The following is a 21,321-nucleotide window of genomic DNA, read 5'->3' as shown; positions in this document are numbered from 1 at the left end:
TTCAAGCGCGTCGCTGATTCTCTGGTCATCCCTTCGGTCGAAACGTCATGACAAAGCTCGTCGGCGTGTTGCCATTGAGATCCGCCGGCATCGGATCAGAGTTCTCGACGGCGGCGACCACAGCACGATCCCACCGCGGATCTCCACTCGAACGTTGGACCGTGACACTAAGCAGCGCCCCGCTGGGGGTGCACGTGACCGCGATTACCGCTGACGGATTGCCCTCGATATCGAAAGGTGCGAGAACGTTGGCGCGCACCCGACGTGCCACTCGCGAAGCATACGCCGCCGACGCCACCTCCCCACTATCCGGTAGCGGCCTGCCAGCGATTGCCTGGAGTGCGGCGAGCCGTGCTGCGCGCTCCCGGTCCACCGACCGATTTCGCTGCTGCGCGACGCTCAGTTCCTCCGTCAGTGGCGCCCGGAGTGTCGCACCAGCGCGCGCGATCTGCGAGTCGAGTCCACGTCGTTGCTGGGGCTTGACCGTCTTGTTGCTATGCCGCGTAAGCGGCGTCTGGTTGTTCGCAGCAACGAGCCGGGCTGGCACTGTCAACCGTGATGCCCAGTCCCGCTTGACCATGCGCGGGACCGGGACAGCAAGCGGCAAAGGCGTCACCAACCCGGAGACGGTCGTGTGCGGCCCGGCGGATGCAGTCTGCTGGCCCCTCGTGCCGGCAAACAAAAGCGCCAGTAGCACGACGTGCAGGGACACCGCGAGCCCAAACGCACGCCCCATGCCCCGCTCGCGCGGCGGTCGTAGCTGCAGGCTGGATTTCGTGCTCATGGCGGATTGACGCCGGCCCGCCCGTGCACTCTGGTGACGCGGCGAACCGGTGCCCGGTTTGCTGCCACTTCCAGTGTAGTCCCTTTACGGCGTAAAAACCCAGCCAGTGATCCCCTGATGCGTCGCCGCGGCCGCAAACCAAGTTTGTGGGCGGTCGGATGGGCGCTACGCGCTCAAGCCCTTGAGGTGGCTCCCCTCCGAGCCGTTAAGCAAATCTTAAGGATCCCGAGCTTGTTTCGTCGGCTGCGGACGAACTCGCTCGTTCGCGCCTGGGGGGCTGGCATGCGCTACGTCAGTTCAACTGTTCATGTACCTGATGTGAGGGCCGTGCCCCGGCACATCGCCATCATCATGGATGGAAACGGGCGGTGGGCGACGCAACGCAAACTGCCTCGGATGGCGGGCCACACGAAAGGTGTCGACGCGGTACGCACGACTGTCGAAAGCTGCTCAAACCGTGGCATTGGCTACCTGACGCTGTTCGCATCCAGCTCGGAGAACTGGCGTCGCCGCCGCGCAGAAGTATCGTTTCTGATGCGCCTCTTCGCCTCGGTGCTCATACGTGAGACGGCGCGGCTCGACGAGTACGGCATCCGGCTGCGAATCGTGGGTGATCTGTCGATGTTTGGCGCGGGCCTCCGGGCCCTCATTCAGCGCGCTGAAGCGAAAACCGCCCACAACTCCCATATGACGCTGACGATTGCGGCGAACTCGGGGGGCGCGGGGACATCCTCCGGGCCATCCGGCGGCTTCTAGAGCAGACTGCGGCCGACGAGCGGTCAGCTCTGATCGACGAGGCCAGCTTTGCGCAACATCTCGCACTGGCTTACGCGCCGGAACCCGATCTCTTCATCCGTACCGGCCGCGAGCGGCGCATCAGCAACTTTCTGCTGTGGCAACTGGCCTACACCGAACTGTACTTCACCGATACCTTCTGGCCGGACTTTGATGATGCGACGCTCGAGGCCGCTCTGGCATCCTATCGGACGCGGGAGCGTCGCTTTGGCCGCGCGAATGCGTGACACAGGTGCGAAGCTTGGCGGTCCCGACTGGCGGCGCGAGTTTTTCGACATTTGCCAGATTCTCAATTCTCAGTCCCGGCGAAACGGCGAAGCAAATGTGATTTTAAGTTTCTTTTAACGATATCCGCCTATATTGCAAACGCTGTCATTTTGAGCATGGCGCCTGCCGGCCCTTTTTAGCGGCCCAAAGCGCGCTGCAGCTCCGAGGATCGGAGTGGTGTGATGGAATACGCCCATCCCAGGGGGCTGGCGGCCCTCTTACTGGCGGCGCTTTCTTCAGGCTGCGTGGCACAACCATCGTCAACGCAAGCCTATTTCGGCGCGTCGGGCGGCAACGGCAAACCTGAGTCGCATGGTCATGCACCGGTCATCGTGACGGACTTCTCTACACTCGTTCGCAGGAACGGGCCGGCGGTGGTCAATATCAGCACGACGACCCCGAAACCCACCCCCGAAATGCCTCGCCTCTGGCCCCCTGCGGGCAGCGACCACGATCCGTTCTTTCGCTTCTTTGAACAGTTTTCGTCCGCCTTCCCCAGCATCACGGGAGGCCCTTCGCAGGACCTTGGGTCAGGCTTTATCGTGAATTCCAGCGGCTACGTTCTCACGGCTTCCCAGGTCATCACCGGCGCGACGAAGATCAAGGTCACCCTCGCAGATGGACGTGAATTCAAAGCCACGGTCCTCGGGAATGATCCTGCAAGTGGCATCGCGCTGCTGAAGATTCCGGCAACGAAGCTGCCCACACTCAGGATTGGAACGGTGGCCGAAGAAAAGGCCGGCAACTGGATTGCATCGATCGGCAATCCATATGGTTTGAGCAACACCGTAACCGCTGGCATCATCAGCAACATGGCGAGGGAACTGCCCCGCAGTTCATATATCCCCCTGATTCAAACCGATATGACGGAGAGCGCGGGCGACGCCGGCAGCCCTGTCCTCGATCCTGGCGGTGACGTTATCGGGATTGAGACGCCGGTCATCAGCACCCTTGGCGGCGTAGACGGGCTGGCATTTGCGATTCCGATTCACGAGGCCATGAAGATTGAACAGCAGTTGCAGCGACATCATGAGGTCCAGCACGGACGGCTTGGCATCACTGTCCAGGACGTGAGTGGGCCGCTCGCACAGGCGTTCGGCCTGACCAAGGCACAAGGCGCGCTTGTCAGCTTCGTCAACCCGGGCGGCCCGACGGCAAAGGCGGGTCTACGCTCGGGTGACGTCATCCTTCAGATCGACGGTGCCGCTACTGATTCCGCGCGATTGCCCGTAACCGTGGCGGATCTCAAACCCGGCACGAGCGTCCAGCTCGTGTCCTGGCGCGACAACGCGGCGCACAATGCGTCGATCATACTGGGCAAGCGCGGCAACGGTGCACAGGAATCCACCGCTTCCGCTCATGCCATCGCAACAGATGGACTCACCGTGCGTGGTCTGATGGCCGAAGAGCAACATGACGCAGGAGTCAAAAGCGGCGTCCGCGTCGAGAAGAGCGTCGGTCCCGCCGCATTCGCCGGCATCGAACCCGGTGATATTATCCTGATGGTCAATTACACGCCCATATCAAGCCCAATGCAGTTCCGCGACAAGGTCGAGAGCAGCGGGCATTCGCTTGCGCTACTCGTCGAGCGCAACGGTGAACAGATGTTCGTGACCATCGACGTGGTGTAGCCTAAATGGGTGCGCACGCAGGCCATCGCATGATCAATCAAGGAAACCGAAATGAAACTTGCAGCAACGCCGCGATCGGGCTTCACTGAAGAAAAAGGCCATGATTGTCCAACGCCGCCTGACAAGCGGCACGGATCCCATCGGCGCCTCTGGGTGCTCGTTCTCACGCTTCCCACGCTGATCATTGCGCTGGTCATCGGTCTCGAAATTTTTGGCCTGCTCGTACGATTGTTCAGCGTCTGAAATCAATTGACCTCTCGCGAGAACCAGCCTGCACATCGTGAATCCGATATCGACAGTCGAAGTGCGGAGATTATGATGAAAGCCGTTCTCGATGAACCTGTTGACCCTCAACGTCGCATCTGGCTGATCGCAACCTCGACTGCAGGCGGCATCGCCGGCGTCGCGACGCTCATTCCCTTCATCGACTCCTTTGCGCCGCCCGCGAGCGCCAGGGCCGCCGGCGCACCCGTGCATGCGGACCTCACGAATCTCATGCCCGGCTCGATGATGACCGTCGCGTGGCGCGGCAAGCCGGTCTTCATCGTCAATCGCATGCCGGAAATGCTTGCCGCCGTGGTGAAAGCGAATCCGATGGTTGCCGATCCATACACTGAGCATCCGTTCTCCATGCCGCTGCCAGCCTATTGCCGCAACCAGTACCGCTCGCGCCCGGAACACCGTAATTTTCTCGTGGCGGTCGGCGTGTGCACGCATCTGGGCTGCACGCCAATTCCCCGCTTCCAGGCCGGCGCGCAAGCGAATCTTCCAGATGATTGGCCTGGCGGCTTTCTCTGCCCTTGCCATGGCTCCACGTACGACCTCGCTGTACGCGTCTTCAAGGACAAGCCCGCGCCACAGAATCTCGACGTGCCACGCTTCATGTTCGTCTCACCCACGAACGTTGTCATCGGACGCGACGAGCACGAAGAAAGCTGAGCACATCGAAAAATATCAATGACCAGCGCTCTGTTCGTGCTGAATACCACGGTCTGGACTCGTCCAGACTGCGCGCTTGCCGCGGCGTCTCAAGGCGTCGGACGGCAGCGCGACAACCGTGGTCACCATGTTGATCAACCAGAACGCGATCGGATACGAGACGGTATCGAGCAAACAGAGCAGCAGCTTTTCGTCGTAGCGCTGGTCAATCAGGCAGCCCACGAAGATCTGCAGCACGCAAGTCGCAACCAGCAGCATCCAAGCCTGTTAGTCCGCAAGGTCCAGCAGGTCAAGCTACCGGACGGCGCAACGTCTGAGGGCTGTGCCGTCCGTCTCGAGATTGAACACGTGTCACGTCGACTCCATACTCCGTCTCCGTTCGGTCGGTGAGCCGACCTGTCAATTGCGCAGATCGCAATCCGGCACTTTCCGCGGCAACTGCGCGGAACAAGAACCGCAAGAAAGAGGCGCGCCGACGTCGTCGGCTACGACACGCCGCTCGCTCGTGGACGCCAGGAGCCGGTCGCAGACAACCATCGAAGTGCGCCGGCACCGCGTGCCGGCCGTCTTTCCCGTTCGCGTTGGGGGGCTCGCGTCAGAAACGATGCATCATCGCAACGCGATAGACCATCTGATTGCAGCTTGACGATGGCGCTGCCGAACCGAAGATGTACGCGTTGTCGAAGTCGGTTCCGGTCTTCCCCGTCGCGTGCTGGTACGCTCCCTGGACATAGAGGGACGTCCGCTTGCTCAGGTCGTAGTCGAGCATCAGCGAGACCTGGTGCCAGTTCGGCGATGCACTGCCCGTGGTCGTCGAGATATGCGCGTGCGTGAATGTGTACGCAGCGCCGAGCCAGAAGTTGGGCTGGAAGAAGTACTGGCCGTTGACTTCGAAGTTGTCGAACTTCCAGGAATTCTGGGTTCCCGCTGCCGGCTGATTGACGAAGTAGGCGTTCGACGTCGGGTTGTACACGTCAACGTGCGAGTAAGCAAAGGCGACTGTCGCCTTGTCACCAAACTTGTACGAGACGCCAGCATCAATGTTCTGCTGCGAGCTGCCCGTGAACACGGCTTCGTTGCTCGACATCGCACCGCCAAAGGTCGAGCCGCCGTTGTTCGTCTTCATGTAGGCAACCGCCGCCGCGAGCGGTCCCATCTGGTACTGGACAGCTGCGCTATAGACACGATTCTGCGCAAACCCTCCGGCCTGATTGCTGAAGCCGTAAAGCAGTTCGCCCGTCAGGCCCGCGTAGGTCGGCGTCACGTATTTGACGCTGTTCTGGATCCGGAAGTCGTAATCTGCGTTATCGGTGTCGTACGGGTGGGCGCCAAGATCTCCTTCCCAATTTCCCGCCGCCGTGAATCCGCTCCACATGTCGATCGTGGGGTCATACTGGCGCCCCATCGTCAGTTTGCCGTAGTAATCGGAAGCGAGACCCACATATGCCTGGCGGCCGAACATGCGAGATCCCTGCCCCAGCCTGCCGGTATTCGTGTCGAAACCGTTCTCGAGCTGGAAGATCGCCTTCATCCCGCCGCCGAGATCCTCCGCACCTTTCAAGCCCCAGCGGCTGCCAGCCGTATCGCCGCTCACCATCTGATAGCCCCTGTCGCCCGCCGCATTCGTCGTGAAGTTAAAACCCTCGTCAATCAGGCCATACAGTGTTACGGAACTCTGGGCGTGACTCGTCAACGTGAATCCCATTGCACCCATGGCTGTCATGGCCAGAATCGTCTTTTTCATTGCCGATCTCCTGTTGTTGGAATTCGAAACTTGAATATCTGCTGGTAAAGAGACGACCGGGTGCGGGGCTAGCAAACACACGAGGCAGATCTGCATGAACCTCGAGCCGCACAAGCGGCGCACTCAAGCCGTCCTGAATCAGCTGTACCGCGTTGTGCCGTCCATGCAATTTGTCGTTTTGCAGAACATTTTCTGATCGAGCTCAACGCGAAACTCCGCGCGCGTCGCTACGCGCCAAAAGAAGGGTTGCACATCGCTCGCATCCAGTAATCGGTGGGTAGCACTTCGGCGAACTCAGAGGACGTTTGTGGCATCTGTGCGTTCCCGATTCGGTTCATACGATCCCGGTCCCGAACCGCTGGGCTGCAGCTGTACTGGATACAACATGGAATTCGCACGTTCCGCCTTACTCATTTCCATTTGGAATCCTTACTGCATCAAGTGGTCATCGCTGAGCTCTTTTTGCATTCTATCGCTAACGAAGGACTGAATTTTTATAAGACTGCATCGTACCGTGGCAAAAGCGCGAACAAGGCGACTGTTGCTTTAAGACCAAAGATCTTGACACTCGTCGAGGACCAGGTCACTGGCGACTTTCGAGTCCGGCAGCAACTGGTCCGAAAAGATTCGCGCAAGCGTGTGACCGGCGACACGCAGCAACTCCCGATATGATCGCCAGGTTCTACTGTGTCGCGACTGCTATCGACGACAATCCAGTCATCGACCGGCTGCGAGCATTGCAAACGAACAGCAGGTCACCGCCCATCGCATTCGAGTTACGATCATGCCCAACGGCTAACGCTGTCGCTCAAGTCTGATCTCGCAGGCTGACTCAACAAGTCGCTGGATCGCTGGAACAATTTGACACTGATCAGCGAAGATGAGCGGCATGACCTGTCAACACGAAAATGCGATGGTTTCCTATTGCAAGGTAAGCGCAAGCTGGTAACGCAACCGCCATGTTGCCGCCGCGGATGCCATCATTTCGCCGCGTCGACTACCAGCGTGGCTCGCATGGCGTCACGGTAGTGTCCTGGCTCGTTACAGAAGGCAATATAACGACGCGGTTTGAGTACGAGCCGTGCAGTGACCGTCTCACGAGGATTGAGATCCTCGACGCCTTGAAGATCACCCAGGCGCGCTTCCTTTACCTGTTGTGTTTTCTGATCGTAAGGCAGCGCGGTGCTGGCACCGGACCACGGCAAAATCATGAAATCGTGCTTCAGCGCGCGAGACTCATTCGTAATCGTAAACTCGACCGGCCCAGCCCGTATCGTTGACGGCGCGAGAGTCAATGACATCCCCTTAGCTTCCCCCGTCTGACAGATGAACCGCGACGGTGGACGGCTCAGCGGATAGGGCTCCTGTCGAGACCGCGAAGAGGCCTGCTGTCATCGCAGCCTGCAATGCATTCGCCTTCATGACTACCCTCCCGTGCGACAGGAATCATCCACGCCGTCACCCGCTGCTGGGACGCAAACCCCTTCTATGTAAAGGTGCTGCAACCGCCTCGGGGATTCGACGCCCAATGTAATGCCCGTTGCCTTAAGATCAACTTAAGGATTCGCCTGAGATCGCGCAGGCGTTCCTCTGCACACGGGACCAAAGCCCCTATCGTCCAGTTCGTGATCGGGGCACATTTATTGCCAAGCCCGCACGCTTTCGGGTCCAGCCTTCCAATATTCACGAATTCACGACAAGCATCCCGTTAACCGTGTCTTAAGTCTGGCGTTTCAAACTGCAATTGCTGGAACACGAAGGCCAGCATGCCCCGACGGGCTAACCACGGAGGTACTTGTCATGAACACCATCATCAAGGCGCTTGCCCTGTTGCTTGCCGTCGCCACGCCGATCATGGCGTTTGCACAAGACGCAAACGATTCATTGACCCGCGCGCAGGTCGAAGGGCAACTGATCCAGCTCGAGCACGCCGGCTACACGCCGAGCAGAACACAATATCCTGCCGACGTTCAAGCGGCCGAGGCTCGAGTGGCGGCACAATCAGGCACAGGTTACGGTGGCACGGCAACCGGTACCTCGCAGTCCGGTAACACCATCTCGCATCACAGGTGGAATTCGGAATACGGCCACCACTGACGACAAGCCGAACAGAACGACAGCATGCGGATACTTCTGGTAGAAGACGATGAACTGATTGGCAGCGGCTTGCAGCAGGGACTGCAGGGCGAGGGCTTCGCGGTGGATTGGGCCCGGGATGGCAACGAGGCCGCCCTCGCCTTGCGTACGACCTCATACGGGCTCCTGCTACTTGATCTCGGCCTGCCGAAACAGGACGGGCTGACTTTGCTCGCCCGGCTACGGGAGCGGGACGACGACACGTCCGTCATCATCGTGACGGCCCGCGATGCCGTTCCGGATCGTGTGGCAGGACTCGACGGCGGCGCCGACGACTATATCGTCAAGCCCTTTGCACTCGATGAACTGCTCGCGCGAATGCGTGTCGTGCATCGTCGGCAGGCTGGTCGCGCACAGACAACGTTACACGCAGGCCCGCTGCGGCTCGACCCCGCCCAGCGTCGGGTCTGGCTGCACGATGAAGAGATATCACTCACCACGCGCGAGTTCGCGCTGCTTCACGAGTTGATGCACAAACCGGACACGATCGTTTCCCGGGAGCAGCTTGAAGAGCGTCTCTACGGCTGGAATGAAGAAGTCGAGAGCAACACGATCCAGGTGCATATCCACAACTTGCGCCGCAAGCTGGGCACAAAGGCGATTCGCAATGTTCGGGGTGTGGGTTACCAGATCGGAGAGATTGTTTGAGATCCCTGCGCCGGCGTTTGCTGATCTGGTTGCTGCCTGCCGCGTTGCTCACCGGGTTGCTGGCGAGCGCGGCGACCTACCGGGGGGCGCTATCTGAACTGAACGAGGTACTCAACGACCAGCTCAAGGGCATCGCACAGCACGTCGTGGTCGAACCCGACGGTCACCTCGCACTGCGGGACATGCAGGGCGCAAACGAGGACCGCCTCTCGGGCGAGCAATCGCACACCGTGCTGCTTCAGGTCTGGCGGGGCTCAACGCGCGTGTTCAGCACCGACCGTGACTCGTCCTTGCCGCCGCCACAGAACGCGGGGTTTTCGGACATCGAAGTCAACGGGCAGCTCTGGCATACGTATGTCGAGCGCAACGGCGACCTGCTCGTCCGTATTGCCCAGGCGCGCCGCGCGCGCTGGGAAGCGGTGGCGGAGATCGCCACGGCCCTGCTCTGGCCTGTGCTATCGCTGGTACCGGTGCTCGCCCTCTTTGTCTGGTTTGGTATCGGCTACGGTTTGAGGCCGCTGCGCCAGATCGCGGCCAACCTGAAACGGCGCGACATGGACAACATGCAGGCAATCGACACGACGGCCATGCCGGCGGAAGTCAAACCGCTGGTCGATGCCATCAACGATCTCTTGTCGCGACTCGATCACGCGTTCACCGCCCAGCGTCAGTTCATCGCCGACGCCGCGCACGAGCTGCGCACGCCGATCATGGGGCTCGGACTTCAGGCTGATCTGCTGCAAAAGGCGTCAGGCCCACGTGAACGCGAAGCGGTCACGGCGCAGATTCGCACCGGCACCGCACGCCTCGCTCATCTCGCTGAGCAGTTGCTGACACTCGCGAGACTGGGGCCCGAGTCGCCGGCCCCGGTCTTTAGCGAGGTAGACCTGAGCGCGCTCGCACGGGCCGTAGTCGGCGACAGGGTACGCCACGCAGAAGCCAGTGAAATCGACCTGGGCCTGATTGCTACGGGCGTTGTCGCCACGATGGGCAATGCCGATGGCCTTCGCATCCTGCTCAACAACCTCGTCGACAATGCCATCCGCTACGCAGGAGCCGAGGCACGCGTTGATGTCATCGTGCGCCGCGAGGACGGCTGCGCCGTGCTTGAGGTCCGCGACACCGGCCCCGGTATTCCGGAGGAAGACCGCACGCGGGTATGGGAGCGTTTTTACCGCGGCGAGGGGCACAGTGCGTCGGGCAGCGGGCTGGGGCTGTCGATTGTCAGGCGCATCGCCGAACAGCATCACGCGCCCATTTCGCTTGGCAGCGGTGAAGGTAATTGCGGTTTGGCGGTAACTTTGCGCTTTCCGCGTGGCGAACCCCATCTTGTTGGCGTGGAAAAGGAAGAAACCAGCCGTACGGCAACCGTCTAGACCCACAGGCAGCGGCCAGCTGTTCACGCGGGAAGCGACGCATTACCAGCTCATCACAAGGCACGACCACGGACACCATGTCATCCAGACGCATCGAAATTCCGTATAACGCCCGGGCTCCCGCCTTACTTAATCCTTTTCATGAGCGCGACTTCATCCTCGTGCTGCTGGCTACAGGACCACTATCACCCGGCACCTCCAGACGACATCTTCTACCGATGCCGGGTTCACGCCCCGGGGACGCTTCTCGCGCGCTCAAACGCGCGGCAACCAGTGCCTCCGGTGTTCTTGCTGAGAAACGTCACCAACCCGAGCGCATGAATGCAGGGATGAATTAAGGCTAACTTAAGTATTGTCACCCTACAGTTAGCGCGAAGTTGATGACGAACGTCATCTTGACGCCGATCCTGCCCGCTTCACGCAGGTGATTGATAGGCCAATATGCAGCGGAATCCGGTGCTGCGGCTGACATCACCTTTCAGGAGCCCCGGCCAGCAGGCCGGGGCCGCTTTTTCAGGGACGGGTGAATCCCCCGCTTGATACACCATCTTCAGTCATTAGCATTCCCCATCAAACTGAGCAGGCAAACCATACGAACGGCGCCGCCACCGGCGAAAGCGCGCACGGCATGCACACCGTCTGTTTGACCAACCAACCCCACTGTCTCGACATTGAACAAAAGTCACTTCGGTTCCAACGTCCATCTCTGCCCCGTCAGTGAGCCGATGTTGGCAATTGCGCGAATCGTAATTCGATGTTGGAATGCATGATAGAAAGATGTAAGGGAAACGGGATTCATGCTAATCCTTACGCAATCCTTAAGCCTACGGAATATAACGAAAAAATAATATCCAAGGATCGCAACGCCGATGCCGTCAGGCTATATGCCGTGTTTCGGCAAACTTTTTCGGGAATTTTTTCATGGCAATTCAAGCGGTTTCCGCGCAGCCCACTAGTCTAGCAGCCACGACACATGCACGTGGCCAATCCCAGAAGGCAACCGAAGCGGGCAGCGCAAGCAACGCATCCCAATCCCAGAATGGTACGGTGACACAGCAATCGGCATCTTCAGCTTCATACACTGTCAAGATCTCGCCCGGCTGGATGGACGACAGGGACTGTCCTGCGCGCCCACTGCTCAAGCGTTCAGAGCCCACATTCGCGCAACAATCCGGCGGGGGCGACCCGCATGGAGAGCTGCGCGGCATGACCGCGACGAATCTCCTGGCGGATACGCTCAATGGATCTGAAAGGCATGTATTTCCCGCGTGCCCAACGGCTCCCAATTGCCGACTCTTCCAGAACGGCGTCGCGCCGCAAATTCGTAACGTACTTCCTACCGGAAGTCGAGCAATGTCCCAGCCTGACGGAAACACGTCATCGAGCACCCATGCAATCGTTCACCATCCTGGCCACCACAGAATCCTGTGCGCACAGAATCCATCATGACGCACATTCCCTTCTGCTGAAAGGATTGAATGCTTTAGGGTTGAAATGCATACAAGTAGAAGACCGGCACAATCGGTGCCGTCACGGTGAGCGACGCGGGTATCGGCTGAAGACGGACGAATGGAATCGATCCGCATCCAGGTTCCAGGCCGGCACGTTTGCAGGATCGCGCCGGATCTGCGGCGGCTGGCTTCTGCACCATTGACCTGGCGCTTAACGAAGCTGGCAAGGTGTTCGACTGTGGCCGGCGCGCCGCCGTGCTGTCGCTGCAGCCGAACCTGGCGCACCCTCGCAAAACGCGGGTACCGAAATACGCAAGGCTTCGCTGACGGTTATTTCCTCGTCGGGATTGGAGACACCAACGGTGCACCGATTCATTGTTCGTCGCACAACGCGCCTTCACCGCGCGACCCCGCAGACTTCAGTACGATAGAGCATGCAGGATCGCACTGGCGTGCCGACGGCCTGCGGCCGGCCAACCATTGCGTGCGGGTCGCACGGCCCACCTCCGCGCTTGAAGAATTGATGCTGCGGCTCGTGGTGCGAGCCTCGTGCCTGCTCATCTTGTTCTTAACGACAGCCATCGCTTCCGTGATTATTGTTTTGCGTGCGAGGGCGCGCGACCTCGCGTCTGGCGGCACCCTAAAGTGGACCCCGAGTTTGAGACGGTAGTTTAAGCTGTCGTCCGCGAAAGGATGGCAGAGAATGAGCGAAGGAAAAAAACGCAGGGTGCACACGCCGGAATTCAAGGCGAAGGTCGGCTTGGAGGCGGTACGCGGGGTGAAGACGGTCAGCGAAATTGCGCAGACATATGGAGTGCATCCGGTACTGGTCGGGCAGTGGAAGAAGGAGATTCTGGAGAAGGCAGGCGCCCTGTTCGAGGTCAAGCGCGGCCCCAAGCCGGTGGACGAGAACAGCAGCGAGGACCGGTTATACGGCGAGATCGGGCGACTGAAGATGGAAGTGGACTGGCTTAAAAAAAAGTTGGGGGAGTAAGCAAGGAGAAGCGCCTGGCCTGGATCGAGCACGGTGATGTCCGGCTGCCGCTGACGCGCCAGTGTGAACTGGCGGCCGTGCCACGCGCCACGGTGTACCGACGACTGGACGCGGCATTGCGGCAGGCCCGTAAGGACGAGGAAGACCTGAAGCTGCGCGCGCTGATCGACGAGGAATACACGCATCGCCCGTTCTACGGCTCCCGGCGCATGGTGGTGTTTTTGCGTGGTCGCGGCTGGCGCGTTAATCGCAAGCGTGTGCAACGGCTGATGCGCGAGATGAGCCTGGCGGGCATGGCCCCGGGGCCGGCGACGAGTCAGCCCCACCCGCAGCACAAGGTTTATCCCTACCTGCTGCGCGGGGTGGCGGTAACGCGGCCCAATCAGGTGTGGTCCACGGACCTCACGTATATCCGGCTGGCACGCGGCTTCGCCTACCTGGTCGCGGTCATCGACTGGTACTCGCGGCGGGTGCTGTCCTGGCGCGTGAGCAACAGCATGGACGCCTCATTTTGTGTGGACTGCCTGGAAGATGCGCTGCGCGAGCATGGCAAGCCCGATGTGTTCAACAGCGATCAAGGCGCCCAGTTCACCAGCGATGCCTTCACGGCCGTGCTCAAACGCGAGGGCGTGGCGATCAGCATGGACGGACGCGGGCGGGCGTTGGACAACATCTTCGTGGAGCGACTGTGGCGCAACGTGAAGTATGAAGATGTGTATCTGAAGGGCTACGCCAACATGGGCGAGCTGATGGTGGGATTGGCACAATATTTTGCATTCTACAACGCCGAACGCCCGCACCAGTCGCTGGGATACGCAACTCCGGATCAGGTCTATCGCCTGGGTGTCGGTGGCGGCGCCCTGATCGTCGATAAATATGGCCACACGGATGAAGGGCCGGGAAAGGAATGCAGGACGGGGCAGCGCCGGGCAGCTGTGCAGTTGGACGCGATTACAGCTTAAATCAAGCAGAAAAGTGTCTTGACTGACGGGTCCACTTTACCCTTCCTCCGCGGTTGGGCACCCGCACGCACAACGCGCTCGCGCCGACCAACCCTGATAGTTCGATGACCACCAAGTTGAGAACACCATCCGGGCGGCTCGCCCCCCTCTACCAGCGTCCAGGCGCGCCTTCGCACGCACGTCGCCCCCTCCCTGACGAGTTCGCGCCCCAACTGCGGATGACGCTCACTGAGCTCGCATTACCCCTGCAGGGCACGTGCACAACGACATGCTGAGCGCCGGTTCGCCGACTATTGGACGCGGAAAGACGCGGCCGAAGCGACTCCTCCACCTCGCGCAGGAGTTGCTCCGACTCGTCTGCGAAGACGCCTACGCGCCGCGGCCGGGAACTACTGTGAGCCTGCGGCGCCTGAGTGAGCAAGTCATCAGCGACTTCTTGCCGCTGGCCGAGGAGAGGGACATAGACCTGGGGCTCACAGTGCGCCCGCGCGTAACTGAGGACGACAGCTGCGAGCTGGCAGCCGATCCACGGGGACTCGTCATGCTCATGAACGACCTGCTGGGCAAGGCGATCCGCTTTACGCCGCGCGGCGGCACGATCGTTCTTGTCCTCGCGCGCGTGGGTGGTCGTCCGGGTATCGAGGTGATTGAAAACGGCCCTGCCGTTGCCGAATAGCAGGCACGCGACTATTCCACCAGATTCGTCGCGCGACTCACGTACAAGGAATGAGCAATCGGAGCAAAACAGCTGCTGCCGCACCCGAACCGATGCCGTCCGCTTCAGCGAACCGCAATAAGCTGTACAGGCGTTCCGATCGTGGCCTGCATCTGCTTGCCTTAACATTTCATCGCTATGGTGGCCATGTTGACGATCACTGTGGAAATGCCAGATGACGAAGTGGCCGAACATGATCGCGCTGGCAGTCAGCCCACTTGCAACGAGCGTTACTGTGCATGCAATGTCCGTCGACGGATGTGTGAAGGAAGCACAAGTAAGCCTTGCGAGGACACGCGCGGTAGTCCTGAACGCTCAGCCTGGAAAGATCACGGCTGAGAAACTTGAAAAGGAGCCGGGCGGCAGTGGCTTGCGCTATTCGTTTGACATCTCAACGCAGAAGGGAACCCAGGAGGTTGGCGTGGATGCATGTACATGCGCGGTGCTTGAACACAAGGTGGAACGAACATTTGAGGACTGGGAAAAGATCTGAAAATGGGCGTTAACCTGCCCTTAAGTTCAAGGGGAGAAACTGCACTTGCTGGCACACATGAGGCCAGCGCACTGCAAGCAGGCACAACCACGGAGGTACTGCTCATGAACGCCACCACAAGGACGCTCGCGATATTACTCGCAATCGCTACTCCAGCGATATCGTTCGCGCAGCCGACGGGCGGTCCGGTTACCCGGGCGCAGGTCCGGGCAGAACTTGTCCAGTTCGAGCATGCCGGTTACAAGCCGGGCAAGGTCCATTATCCAGCGGATGTGCAAGCCGCCGAGGCCCGCGTGAGCGCCAGGGACGCCCACGGAGGTAGCGCAAATTCAGGTTATGGCGGAATGGCTGTCGGGGTGTCACAGTCCGGTCAGCGCGTTTCGACGGACAACTGGCGTGCGATGTATGGCTATCCTGGAAAGTAACCAAAGCGACATCACCGGGTAGAGGCGCCGCTTGTGGAAAGCACTGTACTGCCCGTCAGCATCGGAGCAGCGAAGCATTTGCAGTAACCTCGGCCTGAAACGGCGACGCGGCTTTCCTCGCGTTGTGCACGAAATCAGGGCGGTTCGCTCCGCTCGTTCGTGGCCTTCCGGCACACGGCCGGCCGAAGTTGCTCGCCGGGCTCTCATGTTTGCCTTCCCACGGGGACACGCCACTATCCGGAGCGTCCCGAATGAAATTTGACTGCCGCGCGACATGCGGCTCCGTCGCTTGCGAACCGCATCCGCGCACGTGCCACCAGGGCATTCGCAATTTCCAGAGGTATCTGCGGACAGCGCCACGCCCCGATCGACCGCAGTACCGATGAACGCGCGCAGCGCGTCCAGTATTTTCCTCCCTACTCCCCTACCGTGGAAGGCAACATTCTCCTTCAATCGCCACCGCCTTCTCTTGCCTCCTCCCTACGCCGCATACACCGACGATAACTCGTGGCGCCAGCCTACTGGGCGAAATGATCTGGGCGCGACGCTGGGCGCATCCGGTAACCGACGCCCCGGACCGTCACGATCTTCTCCCCACCAAGCTTGTGCCGCAAACGGTGTATCAGAACGTCGGCCGCATTGGCCGCGACGCCCCTGGGACGCCCATAGATTTGCGTCGCCAGTTCAGCACGCGTAAATACGCGCGTGGGCTCATTCATGAGCGCAGCCAGCAGCCGGTATTCGCTGGACCTTAATGCTACGGGTAGTCCGTCGAGCAATACCGAACAATCGAGCGGGTTTAAAACCAGATTGCCGATCGTGACCGGCTCCTTATCGTGGGGCGATCGGCGAAGCAACAGGCGAACCCTCGCGCTAAGATCCTCCGACTCAAACGGCTTCATAAGATAGTCGTCGGCGCCGGCGTCGAGCGCTACTGCCGGGCTATCAAAAAGACGGTGGGGAAGCATGGCGATGACGGCTGCACGGCCCCCGATTCTTCGGTAGCCTCGCAGAAGGCGGATCGGATCCAGCCCCGGGCTCCCAAAATCGAGAAGTACGAGTTCGTGGGATCGATACTCGTAGTCCGCAATAAAAGTGACACCTTTGCGACGATAAATGTGTCACAACGAGGCAGGCGGGCCCCAGCCCGGAGCCGAAAGATTGGCGCCGAGGCGACACAACAAGCACGTCGCCGCTCTCTGCGAACTTCCGGCATCGCCCCCAAAGGGGCAGTGGCACTTCTTTCATGCGCCATTCGCAGCGAAGCGAGACACGTAATCAGTATCGAGTCGGAAATTCCGTCAGCGTCTATGGCGCTATCGGATTCAGAAAGCGTACGATGCGACGCTATCTATAGCCAAGCTTTTCAACCACGATCGAGTCGTTTGACCGCTTCCTGGATGACGCAACGCAACCACACTAACCCCGGGTCTTGCGTACGATATTTATGCCATTGGATCGCTTCTTCCATTGGCGGAATCGCAAATGGAACGTCTCGCACCTCTAGCGGCCAGACCCGGCGCATTGCTCGAGCAAGCCGTTCATGCACGGTCGCTATGTATTCAGTCCCCACAACCAATGCTGGCATTACGGAGAAGCTGTAAGTAGTCACGGCGATGCTGCGAGAATAGTCGAGTCGCTTGACGGAGCCGGCTTCATATGAGGTATCGCGTTCCGGACCAGGAGGCTGCATTACCACGTGTTCCGCGTTGAGGTAACGCTCAATCGTCAACTCGCTTTGGGCGAGTGGGCTATTGCTCCACATTACGGCGACGAACCGCTCTTCATAGAGAACTTCGACGGGGTGCTCCGCCGACACAAGTCCCCGAGGAATGATCAGTAGGTCCGCCTCGCCGCGCTCTAGCGCCCTCTGAGGATTCGACACATGGGGAAGCAACTCAAACCGGGCTCTGGACCGCATCTCGGCGGCAACGGATAGCATCAAAGGCACAAGCACAGTTTGCGAATAGTCAGACGCGAAAATTCGAAAAGTTCGATTGGTTTCGCTTGCAACAAAGTCCGGTTGCGTCGCGATCGTGCTGTCCACTCGCAACAGTACGTCACGTACTGCATCGTGCAACCCCTCGGCACGCGGAGTGGGCTCCATCTTTCGGCCGACTTGCACCAGAAGTTCATCATCGAAGTAATCGCGAAGGCGGCCCAGTGCACTGCTCATCGCGGATGGGCTCATATTCAGCCGTTCGGCAGCACGAGAAATACTTCGCTCGACAAGTAGAACATCAAGCGCTACCAGCAAATTCAAGTCAAGCCCATTAAATCGCATAAGGGTATTCCCTCAATTGCTCCACGAAATCGAATCGTATCGTCTATCGAAACGATTTTTCATGCTGCTGGCGCAAGTATAAGCTTCGATCACGTTCAAAACAAATATCAGGAGACGATATGTTCCTGTTCCCGCGCCGAACCTCCGGGGGAATTGTGAAACGGAGCCGTATTTATGGTTTGCCGTTTCGAAGCGGATGGTCTGACCGGCTTCTTAAGTCTATAGGACTACTTACCGCTGTATGGTGCGTGGCCGCTGCCGCCCAAAATTCCCCGTCGCTGGAACAATCGACAGGCACTCGATTTGTCACACTTGGTACACAGGGAGGCCCCCTACCGGCTGGCCACCGGGCTCAACCTGCAAATGCTCTGGTCGTCCGAGGTCGTGTGTACCTTATCGATGCCGGTAACGGTGTCGTACAACAACTGCGTCTAGCGGGTATCGACTACCGGCGAATCAACCAAATCTTCATCAGCCATAACCACGACGATCACAACGCCGATTGGGGAACGTTGATGGGCCTTCAGTGGAGCACCGGACGTCGTAAAGAGGTGAACGTCTATGGTCCGGTCGGAACTGAATCCATGCTTCAAGGCTATCTCAGGTACTTTGAGCCAAACGCTCGAATTCGTGAGTCCGACGCCAAGATCGCGGAGACCCCGGAATCTCTTTTCCGAGCTCACGATATCGGCTCACCGGGCATCGTCTATCAAGACGACCTTGTAAAAGTGACGGCGATCGAGAACTGCCACTTCCACTTCGAGCACGGCACACCCGCAGACGTTGCGCAGGATAAGTCCTGGGCGTTTCGCTTTGAGACTGCAGATCGGGTGGTTGTCTACAGCGGCGATACGGGCAAGTGCGCAGACATGGTCAATTTCGCCAGGGATGCAGATGTCTTGGTGCATGAGGTAATCAGCCTGCCGCTCATTGAAGACAGCCTGAAAAAATTCATGGCCTCCCAGCCCGGAAAATCGCCAGCCGGTCTGCTCCAGGGACTAATGCGGCATATGGCCGAGGATCATACAGATCCCGAGGACATCGGCCGACTTGCTCAGGCGGCGAATGTGAAGGAAGTGGTGCTAACACATGTTGTGCCCGGCCGTGATACGGATCCGGATTCTGCATACACAGACGGCGTGTCGAAGTTTTACAAGGGCCCGGTGACTCTGGCCCGCGATCTGATGGAGTTTTAAAAGTGTTCCGCTATTTTCCAACCAACTACGTCTGGAACCTGTCCGTCGATCTCGCAATCGAGATGGGCGCGCGCATCGGCGAGATCGAGGAGATGTGCGCACCGCTGCAAGAAGCTGCGCGTCAGCCGGATGCTGCGGGAACGCAGGCCTTCCGTGAGACGTGGGCAAAGATGGCCGACAAACTATGTGGCCTTGCCGAAGAAGACGAGGCCGCGGGACGTATGCTGTCTGCCGGCGAGAAATACAACCGTGCCGCTATCTACTATCTGACCTGCGAGCGGCTCCAGGGTCAAGACTCGCCGGGCCGTCTGGAACTATACCGTCGCTTTCTCTCCACCTTCGAAAGGGGGATCAAACTTTCGAGGGAGAACTGCGAGCGTGTCGAGATCCCATACGAGGGTGGTCATCTGTCCGGGCTGTACGTGCGAGCCGAGGGCGTCGGCGGACGAGCACCGATTCTCATGCAGGTCAATGGCCTGGATTCGACGAAAGAAATGAAGTATCGGGTTGGGCTGCCAGGATGGCTTGCCAAGCGCGGAGTCTCGTCGGTCATTATTGATCAGCCTGGTACAGGTGAGGCGCTTCGATTGCATCACATGACAGCGCGGTTCGATAGCGAACACTGGGCTAGTCGCGTGGTCGATTGGTTAGAGACACGGGAGGATGTCGACCCCGCTCGAATTGGTATGGAAGGCGTTTCCCTCGGCGGTTACTACTGCCCCCGCGCAGTCGCGTTTGAGCCTCGTTTCGCGTGCGGCGTTGTCTGGGGCGCCAATCACGATTGGCGGGACGTTCAAAAGCGCCGACTGGAAAAGGAAGGTGATTTCCCAGTCCCGCACTACTGGGCTCACGTCCGCTGGGTATGGGGAGCGAAGGACATGGACGAATTCATGCGGATCGCCGAAAACGTGCATCTAGACGGCATTCTGGAACGCATTCGGGTTCCATTTCTGGTAACGCACGGGGAAAAAGACTCTCAGATTCCCGTGAAATGGGCCGAGCGAACTTACGATCAGTTGATCAATAGCCCGAAACGAGAACTGAAAATCTTCACGGCGCGGGAAGGCGGAGTCCAGCACTCCAGTTTTGATAACAGCATCAACGCCGGTCAATACATTGCCGATTGGGTCGCCGAGACTCTCGGCGGCAGCGTGGCTTAAGCAGGAGCATCATTATGAAAATTATCGGACCGGACACGCTCGTCTTCGGTGTTGAAGACCTGCAGAGTTGCAGGCAGTATCTTGTTGACTACGGCCTTGTAGACGATGGGAACGGCACGTTTGAGGCGCTAGATGGCACGGGGGTCGTGCTCAAACGAGCCGACGATCCCGCTCTGCCGCCGGCGCTGCCTACTGGAAGCATGCTACGCAAGACAATCTACGGCGTAGTGGATGCTACCGTCCTTGACGATATTGAGGCGGAACTGCAAAAGGACCGCGAAGTACGTCGATTGCCGGACGGATCCATCGAGTCGGTTGACGACATGGGCTTCGTCCTTGGCTTTCAAGTCAGCATTCGCAAGCCGCTCAGCATGGAGGGAGAAGTCTCAAACGCTCCAGGCGCATCGCTTCGCCGAGGCGTGAATACCGTTGGCGCATCGCAAGACAACGCTGCGTTACCCAGAACCCTCTCACACGTCGTCTACTTTGTGCCTGACGCGGCACGTGCCGAAGCGTTTTACGCACGTCTTGGGTTCGTCACCACCGACCGATTTACCGGCGTTGGTCCGTTTATGCGTCCTGCCGCAACCGAGGATCATCACACCCTTTTCATGATTCAAACGCCGCCGCAGATGAAGGGCGTGGAGCATTTCACTTTCCATATGGGTGGTCCTACAGAGGTCATGCTAGCTGGCACGCGCTTCGTTGAGAAGGGCTACCAGTCGTTCTGGGGACCCGGTCGTCACAAGTTCGGCTCGAACTGGTTCTGGTATTTCAACAGTCCGCTCGGATGTCACGTCGAGTACGACGCAGATATGGACCTCCACGACGACGAATGGATCGCACGCGAAGCTCCTATGAGCGCAGATGCGTCCCAGATTTTTCTCTTCCACCATCGGGAGAAATGGGCGCCGGGTGGACCGCCTCCCAAAAAGTAGGGAGAACTACTTTTGTCGTCGCTTAAACGTGCTGCGGTTTGTCTTCTTACAGTTGCCGAACTGAGTGAGTGGGAAGAAAGGACCTCAAGGGGATTCGATCCCGAGGGAGCGGGACAGGATTCGATATTCGTTGTTCGGCTTCAGGGTCTGCGGGCGTACCTGAACTCTTGCCCGCATTGGCCCGGAACACCGCTCGCGTGGCGCAAAGACCATTACCTGGATACAGACCGGCAATTCATCGTCTGCAGCGCACATGGTGCGCACTTCGAAATCAACACGGGAGTATGCGTTGCCGGTCCCTGCATCGGTCAACGCCTTACTCAAGTTTCACTCATACAAACAGCTAAAGGCGAAATATGCCTCGCTGATACTGACATTTAAGC

At 59.2% G+C, this 21,321-nt stretch carries 19 protein-coding genes and 2 pseudogenes; 15 read left to right on the top strand and 6 right to left on the bottom strand.

Going from position 1 to position 21,321, the window contains the following annotated elements; translation table 11 throughout:
- Nucleotides 1–25 precede the first annotated feature (25 nt).
- Complete coding sequence (locus P5W98_RS34775; RefSeq protein ID WP_421029049.1) at nucleotides 26–784, bottom strand: energy transducer TonB; 759 nt, start codon at nucleotides 782–784, stop codon at nucleotides 26–28.
- Nucleotides 785–1,066: 282 nt separating this feature from the next.
- On the opposite strand from P5W98_RS34775, the pseudogene uppS reads away from it, so the two are divergent.
- The 4 genes and pseudogenes from uppS (at nucleotide 1,067) to petA (ending at nucleotide 4,416) form a co-directional block, all read left to right on the top strand.
- Nucleotides 1,067–1,806: pseudogene (gene uppS, locus P5W98_RS34770) on the top strand (polyprenyl diphosphate synthase).
- A gap of 222 nt (nucleotides 1,807–2,028) precedes the next feature.
- Nucleotides 2,029–3,477 carry a trypsin-like peptidase domain-containing protein gene (locus P5W98_RS34765; protein WP_421029048.1) on the top strand — a complete coding sequence of 483 codons (1,449 nt, stop codon included), beginning with the start codon at nucleotides 2,029–2,031 and terminating at the stop codon, nucleotides 3,475–3,477.
- Between the two features lie 51 nt (nucleotides 3,478–3,528).
- Nucleotides 3,529–3,720: a hypothetical protein gene (locus P5W98_RS34760; RefSeq protein ID WP_421029047.1), complete on the top strand. Its 192-nt coding sequence runs from the start codon at nucleotides 3,529–3,531 to the stop codon at nucleotides 3,718–3,720.
- A gap of 75 nt (nucleotides 3,721–3,795) precedes the next feature.
- Nucleotides 3,796–4,416 carry a ubiquinol-cytochrome c reductase iron-sulfur subunit gene (gene petA / locus P5W98_RS34755; protein ID WP_421029046.1) on the top strand — a complete coding sequence of 207 codons (621 nt, stop codon included), beginning with the start codon at nucleotides 3,796–3,798 and terminating at the stop codon, nucleotides 4,414–4,416.
- A 15-nt stretch (nucleotides 4,417–4,431) separates the two neighbouring features.
- Here the strand turns inward: petA and P5W98_RS34750 are convergent.
- The 3 genes and pseudogenes from P5W98_RS34750 to P5W98_RS34740 all read right to left on the bottom strand — a co-directional run.
- A pseudogene (locus P5W98_RS34750) lies at nucleotides 4,432–4,674 on the bottom strand (poly-beta-1,6 N-acetyl-D-glucosamine synthase); the annotation flags it as partial.
- Nucleotides 4,675–5,011: 337 nt separating this feature from the next.
- The gene (locus tag P5W98_RS34745) at nucleotides 5,012–6,160 is read right to left on the bottom strand and encodes a porin (protein WP_421029045.1); all 1,149 of its coding nucleotides are present in this window, start codon (nucleotides 6,158–6,160) and stop codon (nucleotides 5,012–5,014) included.
- 980 nt (nucleotides 6,161–7,140) lie between these two features.
- Entirely contained in the window at nucleotides 7,141–7,461 is a 321-nt protein-coding gene (locus P5W98_RS34740) for a hypothetical protein (protein ID WP_421029044.1), read from the bottom strand.
- A 499-nt stretch (nucleotides 7,462–7,960) separates the two neighbouring features.
- Here P5W98_RS34740 and P5W98_RS34735 point away from each other — a divergent pair, with 499 nt between their 5' ends.
- The 7 genes from P5W98_RS34735 (at nucleotide 7,961) to P5W98_RS34705 (ending at nucleotide 15,360) form a co-directional block, all read left to right on the top strand.
- The gene (locus P5W98_RS34735) at nucleotides 7,961–8,257 is read left to right on the top strand and encodes a DUF4148 domain-containing protein (protein WP_421029043.1); all 297 of its coding nucleotides are present in this window, start codon (nucleotides 7,961–7,963) and stop codon (nucleotides 8,255–8,257) included.
- Between the two features lie 24 nt (nucleotides 8,258–8,281).
- Nucleotides 8,282–8,944, top strand: coding sequence for a response regulator (locus P5W98_RS34730; protein WP_421029042.1), 663 nt, complete (start codon nucleotides 8,282–8,284; stop codon nucleotides 8,942–8,944).
- On the top strand, nucleotides 8,941–10,320 hold the full coding sequence (locus tag P5W98_RS34725) for an ATP-binding protein (protein ID WP_421029041.1): 1,380 nt from the start codon (nucleotides 8,941–8,943) through the stop codon (nucleotides 10,318–10,320). Before P5W98_RS34730 ends, P5W98_RS34725 begins: the two co-directional genes overlap by 4 nt.
- Before the next feature lie 2,154 nt (nucleotides 10,321–12,474).
- A protein-coding gene (locus P5W98_RS34720; RefSeq protein ID WP_421024845.1) for an IS3 family transposase occupies nucleotides 12,475–13,727 on the top strand; the annotation gives its coding sequence in 2 pieces (ribosomal slippage) (nucleotides 12,475–12,760 and nucleotides 12,760–13,727; 1,254 coding nt in all).
- A gap of 256 nt (nucleotides 13,728–13,983) precedes the next feature.
- Nucleotides 13,984–14,403 carry a sensor histidine kinase gene (locus P5W98_RS34715; protein ID WP_421029040.1) on the top strand — a complete coding sequence of 140 codons (420 nt, stop codon included), beginning with the start codon at nucleotides 13,984–13,986 and terminating at the stop codon, nucleotides 14,401–14,403.
- Between the two features lie 214 nt (nucleotides 14,404–14,617).
- Nucleotides 14,618–14,935, top strand: a complete 318-nt coding sequence (locus tag P5W98_RS34710) for a PepSY domain-containing protein (protein ID WP_421029039.1) — start codon at nucleotides 14,618–14,620, stop codon at nucleotides 14,933–14,935.
- Between the two features lie 104 nt (nucleotides 14,936–15,039).
- Nucleotides 15,040–15,360, top strand: a complete 321-nt coding sequence (locus P5W98_RS34705; protein WP_421029038.1) for a DUF4148 domain-containing protein — start codon at nucleotides 15,040–15,042, stop codon at nucleotides 15,358–15,360.
- Between the two features lie 518 nt (nucleotides 15,361–15,878).
- On the opposite strand, the gene P5W98_RS34700 is transcribed toward P5W98_RS34705, so the two are convergent.
- The gene (locus P5W98_RS34700; protein WP_421029037.1) at nucleotides 15,879–16,328 is read right to left on the bottom strand and encodes a response regulator transcription factor; all 450 of its coding nucleotides are present in this window, start codon (nucleotides 16,326–16,328) and stop codon (nucleotides 15,879–15,881) included.
- A 398-nt stretch (nucleotides 16,329–16,726) separates the two neighbouring features.
- Nucleotides 16,727–17,623 (bottom strand): LysR family transcriptional regulator, encoded by an 897-nt coding sequence (locus tag P5W98_RS34695; protein ID WP_421029036.1) that lies wholly within the window; start codon nucleotides 17,621–17,623, stop codon nucleotides 16,727–16,729.
- A gap of 176 nt (nucleotides 17,624–17,799) precedes the next feature.
- Between P5W98_RS34695 and P5W98_RS34690 the strand changes: the two genes are divergently transcribed.
- From P5W98_RS34690 to P5W98_RS34675, 4 genes are read left to right on the top strand one after another with little or no spacing between them, the layout of a single operon-like run.
- On the top strand, nucleotides 17,800–18,840 hold the full coding sequence (locus tag P5W98_RS34690; protein WP_421029112.1) for an MBL fold metallo-hydrolase: 1,041 nt from the start codon (nucleotides 17,800–17,802) through the stop codon (nucleotides 18,838–18,840).
- A gap of 2 nt (nucleotides 18,841–18,842) precedes the next feature.
- Nucleotides 18,843–20,000 carry an alpha/beta hydrolase family protein gene (locus P5W98_RS34685; RefSeq protein WP_421029035.1) on the top strand — a complete coding sequence of 386 codons (1,158 nt, stop codon included), beginning with the start codon at nucleotides 18,843–18,845 and terminating at the stop codon, nucleotides 19,998–20,000.
- 14 nt (nucleotides 20,001–20,014) lie between these two features.
- Nucleotides 20,015–20,938 (top strand): VOC family protein, encoded by a 924-nt coding sequence (locus P5W98_RS34680; RefSeq protein WP_421029034.1) that lies wholly within the window; start codon nucleotides 20,015–20,017, stop codon nucleotides 20,936–20,938.
- Between the two features lie 12 nt (nucleotides 20,939–20,950).
- Entirely contained in the window at nucleotides 20,951–21,319 is a 369-nt protein-coding gene (locus P5W98_RS34675) for a Rieske (2Fe-2S) protein (protein WP_421029033.1), read from the top strand.
- The last annotated feature ends 2 nt before the right edge of the window (nucleotides 21,320–21,321 follow it).

The organism is Paraburkholderia sp. A1BS-2L (assembly GCF_051125205.1).
Taxonomy (GTDB): domain Bacteria; phylum Pseudomonadota; class Gammaproteobacteria; order Burkholderiales; family Burkholderiaceae; genus Paraburkholderia.
The sequence above is the reverse complement of the archived record's forward strand: the minus strand, read 5'-3'. Positions and strand labels throughout refer to the sequence as shown.

Bases quoted from the DNA above. Each gene is read 5' to 3' on its own strand.
- P5W98_RS34730 (WP_421029042.1), top strand. From the start codon at position 8,282: ATGCGGATACTTCTGGTAGAAGACGATGAACTGATTGGCAGCGGCTTG.
- P5W98_RS34775 (WP_421029049.1), bottom strand. From the start codon at position 784: ATGAGCACGAAATCCAGCCTGCAGCTACGACCGCCGCGCGAGCGGGGC.
- P5W98_RS34740 (WP_421029044.1), bottom strand. From the start codon at position 7,461: ATGTCATTGACTCTCGCGCCGTCAACGATACGGGCTGGGCCGGTCGAG.
- P5W98_RS34745 (WP_421029045.1), bottom strand. From the start codon at position 6,160: ATGAAAAAGACGATTCTGGCCATGACAGCCATGGGTGCAATGGGATTC.
- P5W98_RS34735 (WP_421029043.1), top strand. From the start codon at position 7,961: ATGAACACCATCATCAAGGCGCTTGCCCTGTTGCTTGCCGTCGCCACG.
- P5W98_RS34705 (WP_421029038.1), top strand. From the start codon at position 15,040: ATGAACGCCACCACAAGGACGCTCGCGATATTACTCGCAATCGCTACT.
- P5W98_RS34710 (WP_421029039.1), top strand. From the start codon at position 14,618: ATGACGAAGTGGCCGAACATGATCGCGCTGGCAGTCAGCCCACTTGCA.
- P5W98_RS34765 (WP_421029048.1), top strand. From the start codon at position 2,029: ATGGAATACGCCCATCCCAGGGGGCTGGCGGCCCTCTTACTGGCGGCG.
- P5W98_RS34700 (WP_421029037.1), bottom strand. From the start codon at position 16,328: ATGCTTCCCCACCGTCTTTTTGATAGCCCGGCAGTAGCGCTCGACGCC.
- petA (WP_421029046.1), top strand. From the start codon at position 3,796: ATGAAAGCCGTTCTCGATGAACCTGTTGACCCTCAACGTCGCATCTGG.
- P5W98_RS34680 (WP_421029034.1), top strand. From the start codon at position 20,015: ATGAAAATTATCGGACCGGACACGCTCGTCTTCGGTGTTGAAGACCTG.
- P5W98_RS34760 (WP_421029047.1), top strand. From the start codon at position 3,529: ATGAAACTTGCAGCAACGCCGCGATCGGGCTTCACTGAAGAAAAAGGC.